This window comes from Escherichia sp. MOD1-EC5990, assembly GCF_002965285.1.
In the GTDB taxonomy this organism is placed as follows: domain Bacteria; phylum Pseudomonadota; class Gammaproteobacteria; order Enterobacterales; family Enterobacteriaceae; genus Escherichia; species Escherichia coli_F.
Genome location: NZ_PTRV01000002.1, coordinates 248,871 through 264,489, shown reverse-complemented (window position 1 = coordinate 264,489; position 15,619 = coordinate 248,871). Strand labels below are relative to the sequence as shown.

The 15,619-nt window shown below is 49.1% G+C and carries 16 protein-coding genes, 1 tRNA gene and 1 pseudogene; 9 read left to right on the top strand and 9 right to left on the bottom strand.

All coding sequences use genetic code 11. The annotated features are described in order from the left end of the window. Positions 1-5: 5 nt before the first annotated feature. On the bottom strand, positions 6-794 hold the full coding sequence (gene fhuF, locus BEB42_RS03490) for a siderophore-iron reductase FhuF (RefSeq protein ID WP_000331568.1): 789 nt from the start codon (positions 792-794) through the stop codon (positions 6-8). A 140-nt stretch (positions 795-934) separates the two neighbouring features. Between fhuF and BEB42_RS03485 the strand changes: the two genes are divergently transcribed. Next, entirely contained in the window at positions 935-1,171 is a 237-nt protein-coding gene (locus BEB42_RS03485; RefSeq protein WP_074388960.1) for a DUF1435 domain-containing protein, read from the top strand. 38 nt (positions 1,172-1,209) lie between these two features. Here the strand turns inward: BEB42_RS03485 and BEB42_RS03480 are convergent. Both BEB42_RS03480 and rsmC read right to left on the bottom strand, forming a co-directional pair. Then, positions 1,210-1,296 (bottom strand) — tRNA-Leu (locus tag BEB42_RS03480). Between the two features lie 300 nt (positions 1,297-1,596). Next, complete coding sequence (rsmC, locus tag BEB42_RS03475) at positions 1,597-2,628, bottom strand: 16S rRNA (guanine(1207)-N(2))-methyltransferase RsmC (protein ID WP_001272324.1); 1,032 nt, start codon at positions 2,626-2,628, stop codon at positions 1,597-1,599. 102 nt (positions 2,629-2,730) lie between these two features. Between rsmC and holD the strand changes: the two genes are divergently transcribed. The 6 genes and pseudogenes from holD to dsr1 all read left to right on the top strand — a co-directional run bounded on the left by holD (position 2,731) and on the right by dsr1 (position 9,870). After that, positions 2,731-3,144, top strand: a complete 414-nt coding sequence (holD, locus tag BEB42_RS03470; protein ID WP_000204018.1) for a DNA polymerase III subunit psi — start codon at positions 2,731-2,733, stop codon at positions 3,142-3,144. After that, positions 3,113-3,559: a ribosomal protein S18-alanine N-acetyltransferase gene (gene rimI / locus BEB42_RS03465; RefSeq protein WP_001092471.1), complete on the top strand. Its 447-nt coding sequence runs from the start codon at positions 3,113-3,115 to the stop codon at positions 3,557-3,559. Before holD ends, rimI begins: the two co-directional genes overlap by 32 nt. A gap of 14 nt (positions 3,560-3,573) precedes the next feature. Then, a complete protein-coding gene (gene yjjG, locus BEB42_RS03460; protein WP_000870712.1) occupies positions 3,574-4,251 on the top strand; it encodes a pyrimidine 5'-nucleotidase in 678 nt (225 codons plus the stop codon). Positions 4,252-4,341: 90 nt separating this feature from the next. Beyond that, positions 4,342-4,410, top strand: a pseudogene (locus BEB42_RS27170) (hypothetical protein); the annotation flags it as partial. A 226-nt stretch (positions 4,411-4,636) separates the two neighbouring features. After that, a complete protein-coding gene (locus BEB42_RS03455) occupies positions 4,637-5,860 on the top strand; it encodes a tyrosine-type recombinase/integrase (RefSeq protein WP_033810571.1) in 1,224 nt (407 codons plus the stop codon). A 182-nt stretch (positions 5,861-6,042) separates the two neighbouring features. After that, positions 6,043-9,870 carry an anti-phage defense-associated sirtuin Dsr1 gene (gene dsr1, locus BEB42_RS03450; protein WP_102778298.1) on the top strand — a complete coding sequence of 1,276 codons (3,828 nt, stop codon included), beginning with the start codon at positions 6,043-6,045 and terminating at the stop codon, positions 9,868-9,870. 396 nt (positions 9,871-10,266) lie between these two features. Here dsr1 and BEB42_RS27165 read toward each other — a convergent pair whose 3' ends face one another. The 6 genes from BEB42_RS27165 to BEB42_RS03405 all read right to left on the bottom strand — a co-directional run bounded on the left by BEB42_RS27165 (position 10,267) and on the right by BEB42_RS03405 (position 14,551). Beyond that, entirely contained in the window at positions 10,267-10,887 is a 621-nt protein-coding gene (locus tag BEB42_RS27165) for a DUF551 domain-containing protein (RefSeq protein WP_033810580.1), read from the bottom strand. Beyond that, the gene (locus BEB42_RS03435) at positions 10,887-11,249 is read right to left on the bottom strand and encodes a hypothetical protein (RefSeq protein WP_105267162.1); all 363 of its coding nucleotides are present in this window, start codon (positions 11,247-11,249) and stop codon (positions 10,887-10,889) included. Before BEB42_RS03435 ends, BEB42_RS27165 begins: the two co-directional genes overlap by 1 nt. Beyond that, entirely contained in the window at positions 11,240-11,776 is a 537-nt protein-coding gene (gene yfdR / locus BEB42_RS03430; protein WP_000008230.1) for a 5'-deoxynucleotidase, read from the bottom strand. Before yfdR ends, BEB42_RS03435 begins: the two co-directional genes overlap by 10 nt. Positions 11,777-11,903: 127 nt before the next feature. Continuing rightward, positions 11,904-12,728, bottom strand: a complete 825-nt coding sequence (locus BEB42_RS03425; protein WP_000081297.1) for a YfdQ family protein — start codon at positions 12,726-12,728, stop codon at positions 11,904-11,906. Positions 12,729-12,793: 65 nt separating this feature from the next. Further along, the gene (gene yfdP / locus BEB42_RS03420) at positions 12,794-13,156 is read right to left on the bottom strand and encodes a protein YfdP (RefSeq protein ID WP_000135680.1); all 363 of its coding nucleotides are present in this window, start codon (positions 13,154-13,156) and stop codon (positions 12,794-12,796) included. A 702-nt stretch (positions 13,157-13,858) separates the two neighbouring features. Beyond that, entirely contained in the window at positions 13,859-14,551 is a 693-nt protein-coding gene (locus BEB42_RS03405; RefSeq protein ID WP_001311077.1) for an XRE family transcriptional regulator, read from the bottom strand. Positions 14,552-14,648: 97 nt separating this feature from the next. Between BEB42_RS03405 and BEB42_RS03395 the strand changes: the two genes are divergently transcribed. Together BEB42_RS03395 and ymfL are read left to right on the top strand one after the other, a co-directional pair. Then, positions 14,649-14,909: a helix-turn-helix domain-containing protein gene (locus tag BEB42_RS03395; RefSeq protein WP_001191669.1), complete on the top strand. Its 261-nt coding sequence runs from the start codon at positions 14,649-14,651 to the stop codon at positions 14,907-14,909. Continuing rightward, complete coding sequence (gene ymfL / locus BEB42_RS03390) at positions 14,902-15,459, top strand: protein YmfL (RefSeq protein ID WP_000526668.1); 558 nt, start codon at positions 14,902-14,904, stop codon at positions 15,457-15,459. Before BEB42_RS03395 ends, ymfL begins: the two co-directional genes overlap by 8 nt. Positions 15,460-15,619: the final 160 nt, after the last annotated feature.

Genomic DNA, 15,619 nt, shown 5'->3' with positions numbered 1-15,619 from the left:
TTTTTCTATTTCAGCGTACAGTCACCACATTGCTGCACATCCGGCAAGCGATAACGCTGGCAGCAAGTGCGGCGCACCAGCAGGCCGTCGCGCAGCACCACGGTACGCCAGAGTGGATTATCTTCACCGGTAGTGAGCGTTTTCTCAAAAAAGAGGGCATGGCGCAGCGATTCAACCGTCGCCTCGCCGAGCAGCTGCTTCATCTCAGTGAGGTACCAGTTGATCAAATAACCGGTATTACTCCAGATAAGTTTACCGTTAATTTCTCCAGTCGCTTCTAATGCTTGCACAACCGGAACAAGCGCCTTGCTAATTAACGTTTCCATTCGCTGCTGCGGTGAATGTGGTGTTGCGTTTTTATCTTCATACACATCGACCCAGAAACAGGCGGCGCGTCCGGTTTCGTGAAACTCAACGTGGAAATGTTCCGGCGACACATCTAATGCTTTTTCCTGCGTTAACAGGGCCAGCATTAATGGCGGCACCATCAGGCCGATGTACCATTGCGCCCACAGGGAGATCAGCGGCTTATTCTCGCGGATCATCGTTGGTTGATTGCGGTAGATATGATCGGAATAAACAGCTAACAGAGAACTTAACGCATTCGGTGATGACCATTGCGCCAGCGTCAGGGCACTGAATGGGGCGGGTTCATCCAGGCGGATAAACTCCAGCAAATGTTCACGATTTTCTGCGATCGTCGACCGTACTGCTTCTGCAAGTCCAGCATCCTGCGGCTGGAGATGCGTTCGCCAGATAACATCTTCATAGAGCGGTGCGGAACGATAGGCCATAATCGGGATAGTAATCTAAATGATAATGATTGCTAATCCTAGCGATAGGTTTACCCGATAGCAAGGGATTTCTCTGGCTTGCAAATGATAAAAATTATCATATGATATTGGTTATCATTATCAATGAAAGAGATGAAACCATGTTGCAACGTATGCTGGGCAGTGGCTGGGGAGTGTTGCTGCCAGGATTGCTGATTGCAGGGCTGACGTATGGGGATTTATCGCCGGATCAGTGGCGGATTGTTATTCTGATGGGATTGGTGTTGACGCCAGTGATGTTGTATCACAAACAGTTACGGCATTACATTTTGCTACCATCGTGCCTGGCGCTTATTGCTGGCGTCATGCTGATGATAATGAACTGGAATCAGGGATGAAAAAACAAGGAAGAAACAAGAAAGGAAGTAAAGATAATTGGTGCGAGGGGGGGGACTTGAACCCCCACGTCCGTAAGGACACTAACACCTGAAGCTAGCGCGTCTACCAATTCCGCCACCTTCGCATACCATCAATTCTTAAAAAGAATTGCTACCACGGAGGCGCATTCTAGTGGTTTTCAGCTTTTCGTCAATAGTTAATTATCGACGGAGGTGTAATTGCTGGAAAAATGTCCATCAGGAAACTAACGTGCAGGTTTTGTAGGTCGGATAAGGCGTTCACGCCGCATCCGACACGGTATTTGGGTGCAGATGCCAGATGCGACGCGGGCGCGTCTTATCTGGCCTACGAAGGGCTAACTTGCAGGTTTTGTAGGTTGTATAAGGCGAGCACGCCGCATCCGGCAAGGCTTGCGGCGGGATACTTAACCTTTCTTCGCCTGGCGGGTCATAATGGCGCGATACACCTTGAAGCGCCCGGTTTGCGCGATCACTTCATGGAAGCCAAATGTCTCATCCAGCACGTCCGGGTAAGGCAGGAAGGCGTTCGCCACAATTCTCAGCTCGCCGCCGCTGTTAAGATGACGCACCGCGCCGCGAATCAGCGTTTGTGCTGCATCCAGACTGGTTTGCATCCCCTCGTGGAACGGCGGATTGGAGATGATCATATCAAAACGACCTTTCACCTCAGAAAAGACGTTGCTGGCAAAGACTTCACCTTCAACACCGTTGGCCGCAAGTGTTGCACGGCTGGCTTCAACTGCTGGCGCAGAAACATCGCACAACGTGAGACGAATCTTCGGTGAGTGGCGTGCAAAGGCAACTGAAAGAACGCCTGCACCGCAGCCGACATCCAGCACTTTACCTTTCGTGTGCGGAGTTAACGTCGAGAGCAGCAACTGGCTACCGACATCCAGACCGTCGCGGCTAAACACGCCAGGCAGCGTTTTCACCGTCAGGCCATCGACGCTGTATTCGCCCCAGAATTTATCGGCATCAAATACCGGCTGTTTTTCCAGACGACCAAAATAGAGGCCACAGCGACGGGCGCTGTCGACTTTATTCAACGGCGCATAATCTGCAAGCATCTGCTCGGCGCTGCGCACGCCGCTGCGGTTCTCGCCAACAACAAAAATATCCGTCCCCACCGGCAGCAGAGAAAGTAAATTCATTAACTGAAACTGGGCTTCCGGTTTGTTCTTCGGCCAGTAGTAAATCAGCGTATCGCAATCTGCGACGTCATCCGCCGTTGCCACCAGGCTAAAACGGGCGTTATCACCCATTTGGCGGCTTAACACCTGCCAATGGTGGAATTGCTGGGTATGAGCACGGCTGGCCGCGGTATCTAAACGCGCGGGCAGGTCATCCTGTAAGTCTCCGGCAAACAGAATACGGCTTTGTTCGAAATCATCACTGTGACGCAGCAAGACTTCACTTGCCGGGGTAAATGCAGACATGGAATGCTCCTCAATTGATACTGGCGGCGATTATAGCCATATGTTGGCGCGGTATCGACGAATTTGCTATATTTGCGCCCCTGACAACAGGAGCGATTCGCTATGACATCCCGACGAGACTGGCAGTTACAGCAGCTGGGCATTACCCAGTGGTCGCTGCGTCGCCCTGGCGCGTTGCAGGGGGAGATTGCCATTGCGATCCCGGCACACGTCCGTCTGGTGATGGTGGCAAACGATCTTCCCGCCCTGACCGATCCTCTGGTGAGCGATGTTCTGCGTGCATTAACCGTCAGCCCCGATCAAGTGCTGCAACTGACGCCAGAAAAAATCGCGATGCTGCCGCAAGGCAGTCGCTGCAACAGCTGGCGGTTGGGTACTGATGAACCGCTATCACTGGAAGGCGCTCAGGTGGCATCACCGGCGCTCACCGAATTACGGGCAAACCCAACGGCACGCGCCGCGTTATGGCAACAAATTTGCACATATGAACACGATTTCTTCCCTCGAAACGACTGATTTACCAACGGCTTTCCACATTGAACAACGCGCCCACGCCTTTCCGTGGAGTGAAAAAACCTTTGCCAGTAATCAGGGCGAGCGTTATCTCAACTTTCAGTTAACGCAAAACGGCAAAATGGCGGCGTTTGCGATTACGCAAGTGGTGCTGGATGAAGCTACATTGTTCAATATTGCGGTCGATCCTGACTATCAGCGTCAGGGACTGGGAAGGGCGCTGCTGGAACATCTGATCGACGAACTGGAAAAACGCGGCGTGGCGACGCTATGGCTGGAAGTCCGTGCCTCAAACGCTGCCGCCATTGCCCTGTACGAAAGTTTAGGCTTTAACGAGGCGACGATTCGCCGCAATTACTACCCCACCAAGGACGGTCGCGAAGACGCCATCATCATGGCGTTGCCAATCAGTATGTAAGACAAGGTGGAATAATGAAGTGGGACTGGATTTTCTTTGATGCCGATGAAACGCTGTTTACCTTTGACTCGTTCACCGGCCTGCAGCGGATGTTTCTTGATTACAGCGTCACTTTTACCGCTGAAGATTTTCAGGACTATCAGGCCGTTAACAAGCCCCTGTGGGTAGATTATCAAAACGGCGCGATCACTTCATTACAGCTTCAGCACGGGCGTTTTGAGAGCTGGGCCGAACGGCTGAACGTCGAGCCAGGTAAACTCAACGAGGCCTTCATTAATGCGATGGCGGAAATTTGCACGCCGCTGCCGGGCGCGGTTTCCCTGCTTAATGCCATTCGCGGCAACGCCAAAATCGGCATCATCACCAACGGCTTTAGCGCCTTGCAGCAAGTGCGTCTGGAACGCACGGGCCTGCGTGATTATTTCGATTTGCTGGTGATTTCCGAAGAAGTTGGCGTAGCCAAACCGAATAAGAAAATTTTCGATTATGCGCTGGAACAGGCGGGCAATCCTGACCGTTCACGCGTGCTGATGGTTGGCGACACTGCCGAGTCCGATATTCTCGGTGGCATCAACGCCGGGCTTGCGACCTGCTGGCTGAATGCGCACAATCGCGAGCAACCAGAAGGCATCGCGCCTACCTGGACCGTTTCTTCGTTGCACGAACTGGAGCAGCTCCTGTGTAAACACTGATTGCCTCCCCCCCATTGATGGGTAAAATAGCCGCAATTTTTCGTTTTCAACAAGCGCGGCGCGATGCCGCTTACTCAAGAAGAAAGAATTATGACGTTGTCTCCTTATTTGCAAGAGGTGGCGAAGCGCCGCACTTTTGCCATTATTTCTCACCCCAATAATTAAGCCCAAATAAAAGCTCTTTTACTCTTTCAAAATCCTTTCGATTAATTGAGTGATAATTATATAACTCATTTAATAATATGATGTTATGTGATTTCTTTGATTGAAAATTCTTTCATGTAACTTTAAATTGATCAGGTTACTTTCATCAAAAATCTGTACATGTGCTTGTACATAATGTACAAAACAGCAGAGGTTTTTTGTTATTTGTACAAGGTGAGTAATGGCGCTGTCTGATGCGTGGTTGCGTTCAGTCGTTGGAAAGGAACGTGATAAGGTTTTGGTTAAATCCGATCGTGATGGTCTGTCTGTTAGAGTATCACCGAAAGGTCGCGTAGTGTTCCAATATCGTTATCAGTGGGCGGGGAAAGGTGAGCGTCTTGATATCGGAACTTACCCGGCAACTGGACTAAAAGAGGCCAGAGAAGAAGTTATCCGTCTTCGTGGTGAACTCGAGTCAAACCGCAATCCACGATTGGTCAAGCTGGCAGAAAAACGTAAAGCTACTGAAGCCATGACGGTAGAATCTGTGATCCGTGCTTGGTATGAAGCATATTGTGTAAAAAATAAAAAAGGTTCTGAACAGATACTCCGCTCGTTTGAGCTGCACCTGTTCTCTAAAATCGGGAATATCCCTCACGATGCAGCTACATTGCATGATTGGTTAGAAGTCCTGGAGCCTCTTAGCACTAAGACTCCAGCAATAGCAGACCGATTGCTAATTAACGCAAAGCAGGCCCATGTCTGGGCGTATAAGAGAAAGCTCATTGAAACTCGCCCGCTGTCGGATATCACGGGTAAAGATATGGATATCCGTAAAGGTCAGAAGAAACGGTTTCTGACACATGATGAAATTAAAATCCTTTATGCTGCGATCGATGGTTCTCGAATGGTTCCTAAATACCGGGCCTTCATTAAACTATTGCTGCATTTTGGTTGCCGTAGTTCAGAGCTAATTACTGCCAAGGTGGACGATTTTGATTTCATTAATAAAATATGGACTGTACCACCAGAACGACATAAGACAGGGGATATAACAGGCGAACCGCTAAAGCGGCCCATTATTGAACCGGTTGAAGAGCTTATAAAATACGTTATCTCTATGAACAACGGTTCCGATATGCTTTTTACTAAGGAAGGAAGCAGGGAACCAGTTGGTCGGACATCATTGCAGTCGCTGCCTTACAATTTAATGCAGTACGCATGGCGGCGTTTGGGGTATCAATTTCCTCATTGGTCTCTTCATGATTTGAGACGAACAGCACGAACAAACTTTTCTGATCTTACTGCGCCTCATATTGCTGAAATAATGCTCGGTCATAAACTGCCAGGTGTATGGCAAGTTTATGACAAGAGTGATTATCTAGAAGAACAGCGTAAAGCCTACCAGGCATGGTGGGAGAGAGTTGAATCGATTGTTACTTGTACTCGTTTAGGCTCGAAATGATATTTTGCGTAGCTAGAACGCAATCAAATCTAGCAGTCCGCTTTGTTCGGAGTTCGGACATTATGAGTTGGCAAGTAAAGTAGCTTGCTAGGAAGCCGGATTTGCACGGTCGGTATAATAAGATGTAACCCCTTGCCTTCATTTACTCGAATGAACGTGCACATTGGATAGGAGGAAAAGGAATGCAATTCATTACCAACGGCCCTGATATTCCTGATGAGCTTTTGCAGGCGCACGAGGAAGGGCGCGTTGTGTTCTTCTGTGGAGCAGGCATTTCCTACCCTGCTGGTTTACCTGGTTTCAAAGGGTTGGTAGAACTAATTTACCAGAGGAACGGAACAACACTTTCAGAAATTGAGCGTGAGGTTTTCGAGCGTGGGCAATTTGACGGCACATTAGATTTGCTGGAACGGCGCTTACCAGGGCAGCGTATAGCCGTCCGACGCGCGTTGGAAAAAGCCCTTAAGCCAAAGTTCCGTCGTAGGGGCGCTATTGATACTCAGGCGGCGCTGTTACGTTTAGCCCGTAGCCGCGAGGGTGCCCTTCGATTGGTCACTACCAACTTTGACCGTCTCTTTCATGTGGCAGCTAAACGTACAGGCCAGGCTTTTCAGGCCTATGTAGCGCCGATGCTGCCAATTCCAAAAAACAGCCGCTGGGATGGACTTGTATACCTGCATGGGCTGTTACCGGAAAAGGCGGATGATACTGCCCTGAATCGTCTGGTTGTTACCAGCGGTGACTTTGGCTTGGCTTATCTCACTGAGCGTTGGGCAGCTCGCTTTGTGAGTGAGTTATTTCGTAACTATGTGGTCTGCTTCGTTGGCTACAGCATCAACGACCCGGTACTGCGCTACATGATGGATGCGCTTGCAGCAGATCGGAGGCTCGGTGAAGTCACACCACAAGTATGGGCACTGGGGGAGTGTGAGCCGGGGCAGGAGCACCGGAAAGCCATCGAGTGGGAGGCCAAAGGGGTCACTCCTATCCTTTACACCGTACCGGCGGGCTCCACTGATCATTCAGTGCTGCATCAAACGTTGCACGCTTGGGCAGATACTTATCGAGATGGTATACAGGGTAAAGAGGCTATAGTCGTCAAACATGCTCTGGCTCGCCCGCAGGACAGCACTCGTCAGGACGATTTCGTTGGTCGGATGTTGTGGGCCTTGTCAGATAAATCAGGTTTACCAGCAAAACGCTTTGCGGAACTCAATCCTGCACCGCCGCTGGATTGGTTATTGAAAGCTTTCTCGGACGAACGATTTAAATACAGCGATCTGCCACGCTTTTGTGTATCTCCGCATGTCGAAATTGACCCGAAACTCCGATTCAGTCTGGTTCAGCGTCCTGCGCCCTATGAGCTGGCCCCGCAGATGTCGCTGGTTTCTGGATGTGTCAGTGCTAGCAAATGGGATGACGTAATGTCCCATATAGCCCGTTGGCTAGTTCGTTATCTGGGCGACCCTAGGTTGATCATATGGATTGCTGAACGCGGCGGACAAATACACGACCGTTGGATGTTTCTGATTGAGAGCGAACTAGATCGCTTAGCAGCACTGATGCGGGAGCGTAAGACTTCTGAGTTAGATGAAATTCTCTTGCATTCCCCCCTGGCTATTCCTGGTCCACCTATGTCTACTTTATGGCGGCTTCTGCTTAGTGGTCGTGTGAAATCGCCATTGCAGAACCTGGATTTGTATCGTTGGCAAAACCGCTTAAAGAATGAAGGCTTGACGACTACATTGCGCTTGGAGTTACGCGAGTTGCTTTCTCCCAAGGTTATGTTGAAGCGGCCGTTTCGCTATAGTGAAGACGATTCGAGCAGCACTGATGAACCCTTGCGAATCAAGCAATTGGTGGATTGGGAGCTGGTGCTGACTGCTGATTACGTACGTTCAACCCTGTTCGACCTTGCTGACGAGTCATGGAAATCGTCCTTGCCATACCTGTTGGAAGATTTTCAGCAGTTGTTGCGTGATGCACTGGACTTGTTGCGGGAGTTGGGAGAGTCCGACGATCGTCACGACCGCTCGCATTGGGATTTGCCGTCCATCACTCCGCACTGGCAGAACCGGGGGTTCCGCGATTGGGTGAGCCTGATTGAATTACTTCGGGATTCATGGTTAGCCGTTCGAGCCAAAGACAGCGATCAGGCCACGCGCATTGCTCAGAATTGGTTTGAGTTGCCATATCCCACCTTCAAACGTCTGGCACTGTTTGCCGCAAGCCAAGACAACTGCATACCACCTGAGCGGTGGGTTAATTGGTTGTTAGAGGACGGTTCATGGTGGTTGTGGGCCACGGATACTGGGCGAGAGGTATTCAGACTGTTTGTTTTGCAGGGACGACATCTGACAGGAATTGCACAAGAGCGTCTGGAAACTGCTATCTTGGCAGGGCCTCCGCGCGAGATGTACGAGGATAATTTGGAAGCAGACAGGTGGCATTATTTGGTGGCTCATTCCGTCTGGTTGTGTCTAGCGAAGCTCAGGGGAGCGGGCCTTGTTTTGGGAGAGTCTGCGGCTACACGTTTGACGGAAATATCCACAGCATACCCAAAATGGCAACTGGCAACCAACGAGCGTGATGAATTCTCTCACTGGATGAGCGGAACCGGTGATCCAGGCTTCGAGGAGAGTATAGATGTCGACATTGCGCCCCGTAAGTGGCAGGAATTAGTGCAATGGCTCGCAAAGCCTATGCCAGAAAGACTGCCTTTCTATGAGGACACTTGGAGTGATGTTTGCCGTACGCGCTTTTTTCACAGTCTGTATGCGTTACGTAAACTATCACAAGATGATGTGTGGCCTGTTGGTCGGTGGCGTGAAGCTCTGCAGACTTGGGCTGAACCAGGGATGATTTTGCGTTCGTGGCGGTACGCCGCACCGTTGGTGCTTGACATGCCTGACGCAGTACTTCAGGAGATTTCCCACGCTGTCACTTGGTGGATGGAGGAGGCTTCGAAGACCATCCTCTGCCACGAGGAGATTCTACTGGCCCTTTGTCGTCGGGTTCTGATGATAGAAACAAGCCCAGAGTCTAGCACCATTCGAAACGGAATTGAGACCTATGATCCTGTTTCTACGGCGATCAATCATCCCATTGGGCATGTCACGCAATCACTGATCACCCTATGGTTCAAACAGAACCCGAATGACAATGATTTGCTTCCTGTTGAATTGAAAACACTTTTCACCAAATTGTGTAATGTACAGATAGAGCTATTCCGCCATGGTCGGGTGTTGCTGGGGTCGCGGCTGATCGCTTTTTTTCGCGTAGATCGACCTTGGACCGAACAGTATCTATTGCCCTTGTTTGCTTGGAGTAATCCCGTCGAAGCAAAAGCTGTGTGGGAAGGCTTCCTCTGGTCGCCACGCCTGTATGAACCGTTGCTGATAGCTTTCAAGTCAGATTTTTTGGAGAGCGCCAATCACTATTCTGATCTTGGCGAGCACCGGCAGCAATTCGCTACTTTCCTGACTTATGCAGCTCTGGGCCCTACCGAGGGATATACCGTGGAGGAGTTCCGAACGGCAATTAGTGCTCTTCCACAAGAAGGTCTGGAGGTAGCCGCGCAGGCGTTATACCAGGCACTTGAAGGTGCGGGCGATCAGCGCGAGGAGTATTGGAAAAATCGTGTCCAGCCATTTTGGCAACAGGTTTGGCCAAAGTCCCGCAACTTGGCCACCCCACGCATAACCGAATCGTTGACTCGTATGGTGATTGCTGCCCGAGGTGAATTTCCGGCGGCTTTGGCAGTGGTGCAGGACTGGCTGCAACCGCTCGAACACCTTAGCTACGACGTTCGCCTTTTGCTAAAATCAGATATTTGCAGCCGATATCCTGCGGACGCTCTATCCCTGCTGAATGCCGTGATTGCCGAACAACACTGGGGGCCTCGAGAGTTGGGGCAATGCTTGCTTCAAATTGTTCAAGCTGCTCCACAACTGGAGCAAGATGTTCGTTATCAGCGATTAAATGAATATTCTCGAAGGCGCAGCGTGTGAAAGTGACAGGCGTTGGACAGTGCGAACTGTGGAGCCTAACAAGGTAAAGACACTCTAACTGATAATGCTGCGCCGCTCGTGCAATGCAATACAGTTTTTATCTAGCGGTGAATTATGGTGTTAAAAGTTAGCCCCTGACACAGGGTGGGTAGTTGGCTCTGTGTCATTGATGGGTATTAGTTCTGATATGAGCTAATACCCATCACTCAATAACTCCAGCAAACCTGTATATCTTGCGTGATGCCCATTTATTTGGGCAGGATTTAATATCAGGATCTGGAAAGTCAGGCCTGTATTTCTGGCCAGTTCTCCTGTTTACGCTGTTCCAGCGAAGAACGGTCGATACTGAAACGCCACAGAAGTCGGCGACTTGTTTAGTTGTCATTAAGTTGTTCATTACTTCACCTCCTGCGGTGGCTCCGGTAGCGGCATCCAGTGGGTTACTTTCAATGCCGGTTCTTCCCCATCGTCAGTAACTGCCCACCATTTGTTTCTCGAACAATCGTAATACCCTTCGAAGGTATCGCACTCAGTCCAGCCGTAAGACTTACCCCAACACCAAACATATTGTTTATCGTTCGGCATTCGCTCACTACAGCTTATCCAACCATCCGGAGTTACCGGAGAGTTGCCAGACAGCTTGTTCAACTTGTAAGTCTGGCTTACAGGTTTGACACCGTGAAGCATGGTGGCGCGGCAGGCGTTCCAGCCTTCATCAAAACCGACTATGCCATTATTTAAAGTCGGACGAGCATCTGGCACCACCGGCACTGGCTTGGCTATATATAGCGGCTGAACATACCAGCCCTTTGATAACCAACTGTCAGCAATGTTTTTACTCCTGGTTATTGCTGGAATACCTAAGCCATTGTCTGAATGTAGCCATGCCACCGGCTCCTCTTCCAGCGATGCCAGAGCAATTTCATAAGCACGGCGCTCAATATCGTCTCGAACCTCCAGGCTGCTGATACGCTCTTTGATTTCTTTAATCAGTTCTTTATCGGTAAATGTGGTCATTATGCTCCAGCCTCCGGTGCTTTTGGCATTACTGCCCAGTGAATGATATTGACGCTTTCAATGTCCCCGACCTGAAATGTCCACTGCCATTCTCCGGTTTCTTTTTGTCCCCAGGTGCACCAGAGAGAACGCCAGCCAATCAGCCAGCCTTCTCCGTTAGCATCAAATAACAGAACACTTTCATTTGCTGGTGGCAGTTCAGCTGACACTGGTATTATTTTGTTTTCCAGTGCCGCACATTTAGCTTCAAGCGCATCGAATTTACGTACCAGGTACTCAGCATTTGTTTCGTTCACTTTCAGATCTCGCGGTACACATTTCCCGCGAAGAAACCCTTCCATTTCGAAAAAATTCATGCGCATTTGCGTAACTCCGATAACTCGTTAAAACGTTCCATAAACATCCCGTAGGCATGGCCTGGAGCCAGTGGAATCACTTTGAACATCTCTGTTGCCGGGATACCTTCCAATACAGGCCAGAAAGAGCCATCATCAAGTCCGAGATCGCGGCGTTCGGTTGCCAGCATGATGAGATCGGCATATTTCACTGGCGTGCTCATAACAGGAGGTAACCCGTATTTCTCACGGATTACGGCGTCTATTTTTTCTTCCATCCGTTTATAGTCAGGAAGAAGGCGTTTCAGTGGTGCGGGGATGTCCTGGCAATATGCTTCTGTTGCATCATGCATTAACGCTTCAAAAGCAAATTCCTGCGGTACCAGCTGGCTGCAAAGCACCGCATGTTGGGCGACGCTGTAGAAGTGTGAAAGATGTCCTGCAAAGCGACAGATATTTGAAAGGGAAACCGCGATATCGTTAATCACGATGTCGTCTTTATTTATCCTGTCATAATAAAAATGCTTCCCGGAAAAAGTTTTAATAAATGACATTTTGTTCTCCACGTATATGCGCTGCACCGCGCTGAATTCTGGTAAAAGGAAGCCATCACCATCCGGCGATTATTGAGTAAATTATGTTTCCATAAATGCCCCCGCAGGGGCATTTGCAGTAATGAAATCAGGCGGTGAAAGTACCAATAAAGGTTTCTACTTTGCTGTCTTTAAATTTCTCAACAAGCAGATCACGAAATTCGTTAGCCATTTCTTCCTGCACCGCTTCCAGCTGAATAATGCGCAGAACCAGTACAGGACGATCGCCAGTGATAATGCTGAGGCGTAATTTAAACGGACGTTCTTTAAGGCCTTCAAACGGAACGCATTTAAATTCAAATGCCACTGGCATAATGTCTTTAGTCTTCGCTTCGACAGACTCCATCAGGGAGCGTTTGCCGCTGAAGTCATTATCTTCAAAATCAGCGGTCTGGTTTGCTTCAATCGTGATTTTACGGACCGCCGCAGCCGCTTTTGTTGCCTGAATGGTGTCACCATTAGCATCAAAGCCCACAAGGTAGTCGGCCCAGTCTTCAATCCATTCTGCCAGTGATTTCTGGGAGTTACGCTCGCCATTAACAGACAACAGAGCAGAGAATGGTGCTGTCTTTTTCAGTTTGAGAGTGGCGGTGTTATCTGCGTGACCTGGTTCATCAATAGTACCCAGGTTAAGCACACTGACGGCACGCATATTATCAGCATCGATAAAGCAGCGGGTGCCTTCATCTGCAAGATCTTTAGAATAACGGGTAAAGTCATCGATGCTGGCAGTGGAAAGCGCACCACGGAAACGGAAGCGATTTAAATTAAATTTTTCCAGATCATGAATGCGGAAATTCTCAGGCAATGCCACAGCATCGGCACCAATCTTACTGATGATTTCATTAACACCCTGAGCAGAAATAAGGGCATGGATTTGATTAATTGCGGTTGCGTCTAAGTTCTGAGACATAATAAGTCCTCACTATATAAAGATATTCAGTGATGAGATAAATAATCAGTTAATTAAGAACGATATTAATGACCTGCTGCGCGGAGTTTTCCGTCAGGTTCACCAGCAAGAGTCAGTAATTGTCCCTGGTCTTCCTGCAGAATAGTCAGGCGACCACCGCGATTGACATACATCGGCGTTTCGGTGGTGTCTTCTTCGGAAATTTTCCCGCGGTTAGTCGGGCGAACATACGAGAGTTTGTGTTTGATTTTCACACGATTCTCATCAAACGGTTCGATTTCCAGGTTGAGCGAGACCTTACCTTTGGTTTTCGTGTTCATCACACCGGAAGCGACTTCACTGAGAACTGCGCCGATTTTGGTTTCAAATACGCCGCCGTCCAGCTCCCCAATAAATGCCTGCACATCAGTACTGCGTTCGCTAGCCATTTTGCTGCTCCTCATCATATCGACCCTGCAAGGTCGGTTGGTTTCTCCACAAAACGGAGAAGAACACCTGCGGTGGCAGCCGCCCGGATGGATTGGGTTATGAGCCCGTCGTCCGGTGATGCTCTTCTCTGTTTTGTAAAAAGAGCGGTACCAGCCGGAAGCAAGGGTACAAACTGGTACCGCCAAAGCAGTGGCTGTTGTGGTGGGGTTGTCACTCAGGCGTATGGTCAACCTGACAATCCGGTGTCCTCAACGGGGAAAGAGTAACCCCGCCATACTTACCGCCGCGCCATTTCGCGGATTACCACAACGCTGAGAGCACTTAGCCAGTTACGGCACCACACTTTGTCGCGGCTCCATAAATGCCCTCATCTTTGCACCCTGGTCTCTTCCCAGGCGTCAAACCGAATCGCCACGCTGGTTAGGCGTCTTATCAGCATCATCATTGACTTGCACATTCCGGCTACCTGGTTTGTTTGCCCGAGCAAGGAGTGGATTGTCCCCTTTAACGTCCCCAGACCGCTAACGACGCATGTGCCATACCCCGTGTTACAACCAAATTTTGTTAGTACCTTGTTTGTTTGTCTGGAAAGAAAGATAAAATGAAGTTGCGCATTATGCAAGTGTTTTTGTTGCGAGACGTGCAATTTAAAGGGTAATGAAAAGCCACCTTTGGGTGGCTAATTGATGAGGAGGTAAGGGTTAATTGTGTCGCTTAAGGGTTTGTGACTGGCTGATTAAGACCTTTCCAAAGACCATAAACCGGTGTTCATTTTCGCTGGTAATTCCCCATTCACGGTAAATCTGGTTATCAGAAATCACCAGTAGTTTGTCAGGTATCATTTGCAGTCGTTTGACATAAATTTTATCATCAAAACCAAATACATAGATACCATCTCCATCAAACTGATTGATACTGACATCAACGAAGATGAGATCTCCTGGCTCAATGGTTGGACACATACTGTCCCCACGAACGTTGATAACTTTAATGTGATTGGCTGGCCGTCCGCCAAACATCGATACAGCATTATCAGTTCTGTATTCAATGGCATGAATTACATCAATGACATCACCGCCCTGGATAAGGCCATTTCCCGCACTGGCACTGACATCCAGCATTTCAATACGGAATACATCCTTCACCTGCGCAACATCCTCACTAATACTGTTTTTACATACAGTATTACTTTTGAAGTCTGAGGTAAAGAGATCAGCAATATCAACACCTAAGCTCCTGGCAATATTACTCAGGGCTTGTTCAGTGAATTGTTTCTGCTTACCTGTTTCCAGGCGTGAGATATTCGCCGCATCCACTCCTATTGCTTCAGCGAGATCGGCGATTTTCATGTTCTTCGCCTGGCGAAGTTGTCTGACTCGGTTTCCTATGTTCATGCGTTTATTACATTTCTTTATTGCGCGTTAAGCAAATCAACTTGCGCAAAATATTTGCGTGAAATAATATGCTCATCACGCAATATGTGGAGGTCATATGCAATCACCATTACGGAATGTGCGTAAGGCGCACGGATTTACTTTGCAGCATGTTGCTGCTGGCGTTCAGGTCAATCCAGCGACGCTGAGTCGTATTGAAAGACTGGAACAAATTCCATCTATCGATCTTGCAGAACGTCTGGCCAATTTTTTTAAGGGTGAAATCAGCGAAATGCAGATTCTTTATCCGGCACGTTTTCAATCTAGCCAAAACCAGAATGGGTTTAAACCACAGGAACAGGAGGTAAGCCGTGGGTAATCATCACTGGAAAGTGGAAAAACAGCCTGAGTGGTACGTGAAAGCTGTCAGAAAAACTATCGCGGCGTTGCCGGGGGGTTACGCTGAAGCTGCTGAGTGGCTGGATGTAACAGAGAACGCATTATTTAACCGCCTTCGTGCCGATGGCGATCAGATTTTCCCGCTGGGATGGGCAATGATTTTACAACGTGCTGGTGGCACTCACTTCATTGCTGACGCTGTGGCGCAGTCTGCAAATGGCGTCTTTGTGTCTCTTCCTGACGTCGAGGATGTGGACAATGCCGATATTAACCAGCGTTTACTGGAAGTCATTGAACAGATCGGCAGTTATTCAAAACAGATTCGTTCGGCAATCGAAGACGGTGTAGTGGAACCGCATGAGAAGACAGCAATTAACGACGAGCTGTACCTCTCAATTTCGAAGCTGCAGGAGCATGCAGCACTTGTCTACAAAATTTTTTGCGTTTCAGAAAGTAATGACGCCCGCGAGTGTGCAGCTCCGGGCGTCGTGGCGTCGATTGCTTCTGGTTGTGGAGAAACTAACGCATGAACAGTTTAACAACACACTACCGTCGCTCGCAACTGATTGCGCTTCCTGTACCGGGTGGAAAAGCGAAGGTGGAGTATTGCTATGCAGTAAATGTACCAGGTGACAGGGAAATTGTAACCCACAGCTTTGCTGAGTGGGCTGTGGGGGATTTCAACCGGCA